Source organism: Streptomyces hyderabadensis (assembly GCF_020404845.1).
Taxonomy (GTDB): Bacteria; Actinomycetota; Actinomycetes; order Streptomycetales; family Streptomycetaceae; genus Streptomyces; species Streptomyces hyderabadensis.
In genome coordinates, this window is the sequence record NZ_JAIOJZ010000061.1 from 33326 (window position 1) to 39724 (window position 6399).

At 74.1% G+C, this 6399-nt stretch carries 3 protein-coding genes; all 3 read right to left on the reverse strand.

Features of this window, described 5'->3' with window-relative positions; genetic code table 11:
• Positions 1–2: 2 nt before the first annotated feature.
• Positions 3–971 (reverse strand): ACP S-malonyltransferase, encoded by a 969-nt coding sequence (locus K7854_RS32115; protein ID WP_226030077.1) that lies wholly within the window; start codon positions 969–971, stop codon positions 3–5.
• A 61-nt stretch (positions 972–1032) separates the two neighbouring features.
• Positions 1033–1935 carry a proline iminopeptidase-family hydrolase gene (locus tag K7854_RS32120; protein WP_226030078.1) on the reverse strand — a complete coding sequence of 301 codons (903 nt, stop codon included), beginning with the start codon at positions 1933–1935 and terminating at the stop codon, positions 1033–1035.
• Positions 1936–1937: 2 nt separating this feature from the next.
• Positions 1938–6335 (reverse strand): type I polyketide synthase, encoded by a 4398-nt coding sequence (locus K7854_RS32125; protein ID WP_226030079.1) that lies wholly within the window; start codon positions 6333–6335, stop codon positions 1938–1940.
• Between the last annotated feature and the right edge of the window lie 64 nt (positions 6336–6399).

Here is a 6399-nt window from a genome sequence, read left to right on the forward strand (position 1 = left end):
TCTCACCGGGCGGGGGCGCCCGTCCTCGCGGCCGCTGAGCGGGCGCGGGGACGGAGCGCCCTGCGCCCGTCCACCGGCACCACCTCGAACGCGTCCGTGGTGCGGCGCACCCGGCCGAACAGGCGGTCGGGTCCCGTCACGTACGCCCGTCGCACGCCCGCCGCCCGCAGCGTGTCGACCACCCGCGGCCAGTGCACCGGACGGTCGTAGCCGTCGAGGAGCATCCGCCGCACCCCCGCCGCGTCCCGCACCTGGGCGCCGTCCTGGTCGGCGACCAGCGGGACGGCCGGGTCGGAGAACTCCAGGCCGGCGAAGACGCGCTCCTCGGCCAGCTCGCGCAGCGGTCCGAAGATCCCGCAGTGCAGCGGCGGGCGCATGGCGTAGAGCGCGAGTCCGCCCAGCGACCGGATGCGCCGGTCCAGCTCGTCGAGCAGTCCCTCGCGCACGGTCAGCATCGCCAGGTCGTGGTCGACCCGGCAGGACACCTCGTACCACTCGCCCCGTTCGGTCAGCTCGCCGAGGATCTCGTCGAGCGCTTCCCGGGGCAGCCGGGCGAAGGACTGGGTCACCAGGTCGGTGTGGTGCGCGGCGAAGTACTCCTCCAGGCAGCGCGCCCGGCGCGAGACCATCCGCACGCCGTCGGCGAAGCCCAGGGCACCGGCGTGCACGGCCGCGGCCATGGCACCGAAACTCGGGCCGGCGGCGAACGCCGGGGCCATTTCCAGGTGTTCCTCGGCCCAGCCCGCCAGTGCCAGGGAACTCACCAGAAAGGCGAGTTGCGCGTCCTCGCTGTAATCGCCTTCGGATTCCCGGTAGCGGTCGATCAGCGAGTAGCCGAGAACGGCGTCCGCACGGGCCACCAGGGCCCGCGCCTTCCGGTCGATGAGCAGGAAACGGGCCACGTCCGCGAATGCGAAGGGACCCATTCCCGGAAACACGACGGCCTCGACGGGCCGGGAATCGCTCTGCATGCGCCCGAGTCTGCAAGCACCCGGCCCGTCGAATAACCCCGATCGCCCCCTAACGGCGCCCCTATTCCCGCAGCCCGCCGAGGAAACCGGCGAGTACCCGCTGGAACCGCTCGGGCTCCTCCAGGTGCGGCACGTGGGAGGACTCCTCGAACATCTCCCACCGGACGTCGGGGATCAGCTCGGCGTACGGGCGTACCGTCGCCGGCGTGGCCTCGTCGTACCTGCCGGAGATCACCAGGGTGGGCACCTCGATGTCCGGGCAGCAGTCCTCGACCGACCAGTCCCGCAGTGTCCCCACGACGTGGAACTCGCTCGGGCCGTTCATCGTGAAGTACACGGTGGGGTCGTTGGAGAGTTCGTAGTACGACGCCAGGTACTCCCGCGGCCAGGGCTTGAGCCGGCAGACGTGCCGTTCGTTGAACGGCATCATCGCCGCCTTGTACTCGTCGCTGTCGGTGGTGCCGGCCGCCTCGTGGCGCAGCAGCGTCTCGTTGACCCCCGGCGGCAGCGCGTCACGCAGCGCCTTCATCTCCTGCCGCCACAGCGGGTACGACGCCGGGGAGTCGGCGACGACCAGGCCCCGCAGGCCGGCCGGGCGCCTGGAGGCGTGCTTGGCGGCGAGGAGACCGCCCCAGGAGTGGCCGAACAGCACGTAGTCGTCGGCGATCCCCAGGGCGCGCAGCAGGTTGTCCAGCTCGACCAGGAACAGCGGCACGGTCCAGAACTCCGCGCCGCGGTCCGGAAGATGCGTCGAACCGCCGTTGCCGAGCTGGTCGTAGTGGACCACCGGCCAGCCCTGCTCGGCCAGGTCCGCGACGGCCAGCAGGTAGTCGTGGGTACTGCCGGGTCCGCCGTGGACCACGACCAGTGGCGGACGGCCGCAGTCCAGGTCTCCGGTGACCCGGTACCAGGTACGGCACTCGCCGAAGGGCACCGTGCCCTGGGCACTCGGTCGGGGGGCCATGCTCACCTCTGTTCCCTCGTCTCGATCCACCGGCGCAGGGCCTCGGCGGTCAGTGCCGCCTTCTCCTCCACCAGCGTGAAATGGTTGGCGGCCACGGTGACGGCGGTGTGCTCCGCCCGCCACGGCCGCGCCTGCCAGCTCGTGTCGCCCTCGGGGGCGTCGAAGAACGGCTCGGCCGACTGCACGAACAGGACGGGGGCCGTGACTTCGCCGGGCGGCAGGTCGAACATCGCCTCGCCCCACACGGCCATCCCGGTCAGCCGGGCCGACTCGAACCCGCCGAACGCGGCCTCCTTCGCCAGCAGCCCGTGGGCCAGCTCGTCCAGCGGCACCCCGGACGCGGAGTCCCGCTCGACGGGGAAGGTGTCCAGCATCGCGACACCGGCGACCTGCTCCACGCCCCGCGTCTGAAGATGGGCGGCCACGGCGTGCGCGAAGGCGCCGCCCGAGGAGTAGCCGGCCAGCGCGAACGGCCCGCCGTCGGCCACCCGCAGCACGCTCTCGGCCAGCGCCGCCACCGCGGCGGATCCGTCGGCGGGCAGACTCTCACCCGCGGCGAAGCCCGGCAGCGGCACCGCCGACACCGGCCGGACACCGCTGAACGCCGCGGCCAGCCGGGCGAACTGCTGGATGCCGCCGGTCGCCATCGGCGTACTGAGGAAGATCAGCCGGGTGGGTGCCGGACCGTCCGCGAGGGCGCCGGCCCGCGAGGCGTGCTCGCCGGCCTCGTCCGCGGTGAACCGGGGCCGGATCGCCGCGGCCGCCTGGAGCAGCGCGAATCCCGCGGCGCTCTGCCCCGACCGGACCGCCGTGCGGAACATCCCGCCCAGCGTCTCGTCCGCCGACTCCCCCGCCGCGCCGGTGGACCGCTCGGGCCTCGGGCCGTCCGCCTGCTCCTCGAACGCCTCGCCCAGCCGTTCGGCGAGCCCGGCCGGGCTCTTGCTGTCGAAGACGACCATCGGGGGCAGGTCCAGCCCGGTGGTCCGGGCCAGCGCGGTCCTCAGCTCCATCGCCGTCAGGGAGTCGAACCCCGACTCCAGGAAGTCGCGTTCGGCGTCCAGCGCCTCCTTGTCGGCGTGGCCCAGCAGCTCTGCCGCGACCGTCCGGACCAGGTCGGACAGTTCGGCACGGCGGGTCTCGGCGTCCAGCCCGGCCAGCCTGCGCCGCAGCGCCCCGTCCGCACCGGCCGACGCACTCGCCGTACGACGGACCCGGCCGGCCGGCAGCAGCTCCCGGAAGACCGGCGGTGCCTCACCCGCCGCCCCGGCCATCGCCCTGACGTCCAGCGCCGCCACGACCAGGGCGGGCTCGGCCTGCCGGGCCGCGAGGTCGAACAGGTCCAGGCCCCGGTCCGCGGACAGGCCGCGCATGCCGGTACGGCCGACCCGCCGCAACTGCGCCTCGCTCAGCGCACCGGCCATGCCGCCGGTCTCCGTCCACATGCCCCAGCCCAGCGACTGCGCGGGCAGCCCCTCGGCCCGACGCCGGGCGGCCAGGGCGTCCAGGTAGGCGTTGGCCGCCGCGTACCCGGCCTGCCCGGCGTTGCCGAGGGTTCCGGTGGCGGAGGAGAAGAGCACGAACGCGCCCAACGGCTGCTCGCGGGTCAGCTCGTGCAGGTGCCTGGCCGCGTCGGCCTTGGGCGCCAGCACCGCGTCGACCCGGTCGGGGGTGAGCCCGTCGATCAGGCCGTCGTCCACGACCCCGGCCGCGTGGACGACACCGGTGAGCCGGACCCCGCGCAGCAGGTCCGCCAGCGCGTCCCGGTCGGCGACGTCGCAGGCCGCGAACGTCACCTCGGCCCCCAGCCCGGTCAGCTCGGCCCGCAGGTCCTCGGCTCCCGGGGCCGCCGCCCCGCGTCGGCCGACCAGCAGCAGTTCGCGTACTCCGTGCTCGCGCACCAGGTGCCGCGCCACCAGCGCACCGAGCGCTCCGGTGGCGCCGGTGACGAGCACGGTGCCCTCGCCGTCGAACCGGGAGGACGGCACGTCCTCCTCCGCGACGGGCAGGCGGGACAGCCGCGCCACCCTGACCGCTCCGTCCCGGACGACGACCTGCGGCTCGCCGACCGCGAGGATCTGCGCGGGGTCCACCGGGCCGTCCACGTCGGCGAGCACCAACCGGTCGGGGTGCTCCCACTGGGCCGAGCGCACCAGCCCCCACACCGCGGCGCCCGCGAGGTCGGTGGGCGGCCCGTCGGGCAGCGCCACCGCTCCCCGGGTCACCACGAGCAGCCGGGCACCGGGCTCGGCCTCGGCCTCGGTGAGGAAGCGCGTGATCCGCTCCAGGGCCCCGTGCACGGCCTGGTGGACGCCGTCGGCGCCTCCCGCCTCGTACACCTCGACCGCGGACGGCTGTGCGGCCTGGGCACCGGACGCCTCCCGCCAGTCGAGACGGTAGAGATCGTCATGGCCGCCACCGGTCACCGTGAGCCGCTGCGGGTCCACGGGCCGGCCGAGCACCGCGCCGACGGTGAGCACCGGGGCGCCCTCGTCGTCGGCGAGGGCCAGCCGGAGTCCGCCGTCGTCGAGCCGCGTGATCCGGACCCGCAGCCGGGTCGCCCCGACCGCGTGCAGGGACACCCCGGTCCAGGCGAACGGCAGCACCGCGGGACGCTCCTGGTCCGCCCCCTCGACCAGGGAGGCGTGCAGCACCGCGTCGAGCAGGGCCGGGTGCAGGTGGAATCCGGCCGGATCGGTGCCCTCGGGGAGGACCACCTCCGCGAACAGCTCGTTCCCGTGCCGCCACACGCGCCGCAGTCCCTGGAACGCCGGTCCGTACACGTAGTCCTGGTCGGCCAGCCAGTCGTACGCCCCCTCGGTCCCGACGGGCTCCGCCCCGGCCGGGGGCCACTCCGCCGGTCCGGACGGCTCCCCCGGTGCCGCGGGAGCAACCGCCCCGAGCGCGTGCAGCGTCCAGGGTTCGGTTCCCGTACGGCCGTGGACGGTGACCTCGCGGCGCCCGGCCTCGTCGGGGGAACCGACGCTGACCTGCACCTGCACCTGGCCGTCCGCCGGAATCACCAGCGGTGCGTGCAGGGAGAGTTCGGTGACCGTGTCACAGCCGACCTCGCCTCCCGCCTGGAGCGCCATCTCGACGAAGCCGGTGCCCGGGAACAGCACGGTGCCCAGCACCTGGTGATCGGCGAGCCACGGGTGGGTGGCCGTCGACAGGCGCCCGGTCAGCACCAGCCCGTCGGCACCGGCCAGCGGTACGACGTCCAGCCCGAAGCCATCGGCGCCGCGGTGGTCGGCCTCCTGGGCGATCCAGTAGTGCCGGCGCTGGAAGGCGTAGGTGGGCAGGTCCACCCGCCGGGCCCCGGTACCGGCGTAGAACGCGGCCCAGTCCGCGGCGACGCCGGACACGGCCAGTGCACCCACCGCCGCCGCCACGCCCACACCCTCGCCCTGCCCGCGCCGCACCGACGGCACCACGACGGTCCGCCCGTCCGGCACCGACGCGGGCACCACACCCGACAGCACACCCTCCGGACCGACCTCCAGGAACCGGGTCACCCCCTCGGAGGCGGCAACCGTCACCGCGTCCGCGAAACGCACCGTGGCGCGGACTTGGCCCACCCAGTACGCCGCATCGGTGAGATCGGCGTCGGGCGCGACGGTGGAAGCGATCGACAACCGCGGCTCGCTGTAGGCGAGTTCACGGGCGACCGTCTCGAAGTCGGCCAGCATCGGCTCCATCAGCGGGGAGTGGAAGGCGTGGGAGACCCGCAGACGGCGGGTGCGACGGTCGGCGAACTGCTCCGCCACCGCCAGGACGGCCTTCTCCTCACCTGACAGCACCACCGAGCCCGGTGCGTTGACCGCTGCCAACGACACCTCATCGCCCAGGTGCGGTGCGACCTCGTCTTCGGTGGCTTCGACCGCGACCATCGCACCACCCTCGGGCAATGCGTCCATCAACCGGCCCCGCGCCGCCACCAGGCGCGCCGCATCCTCCAACGACCACACCCCGGCCACATACGCAGCCGTCAGCTCACCGATCGAGTGGCCCACCAGTACATCCGGCGTGACACCCCACGACTCCCAGAGCCGGAACAGGGCGCTCTCGAACGCGAACAGAGCAGCCTGCGTGAACACCGTCCGCTCCAGCAACGCGGCGTCCTCACCCCACACCACCTCCCGCAACGGACACTCCAGATAGCGGTCCAGCTCCGTCACGGCCGCGTCGAACGCCTCCGCGAACACCGGGAACGAGGCGTACAACTCCCGGCCCATCCCCAGCCGCTGGGCGCCCTGTCCAGAGAACAGGAACGCCGTCCCGCCCGACATCCGCCGCTCGGGAACAGCACTCTCCAAAGCGGCCAGCAGCTCGTCCCTGCTCGTCCCGGCCACCGCGGCCCGGTACTCCAGCGCCGCACGCGTCGTGCCAAGCGACAGCCCCACGTCCGAGGGATGCAGCCCTGGCCGGTCAGCCAGGTAAGAGACCAGCCGGCTCACCTGCGCCCGC

What these genes read in the sequence shown, in the direction of transcription:
- K7854_RS32115 (WP_226030077.1), bottom strand. Translation starts at nt 971, where the DNA reads ATGCAGAGCGATTCCCGGCCCGTCGAGGCCGTCGTGTTTCCGGGAATG.
- K7854_RS32120 (WP_226030078.1), bottom strand. Translation starts at nt 1,935, where the DNA reads ATGGCCCCCCGACCGAGTGCCCAGGGCACGGTGCCCTTCGGCGAGTGC.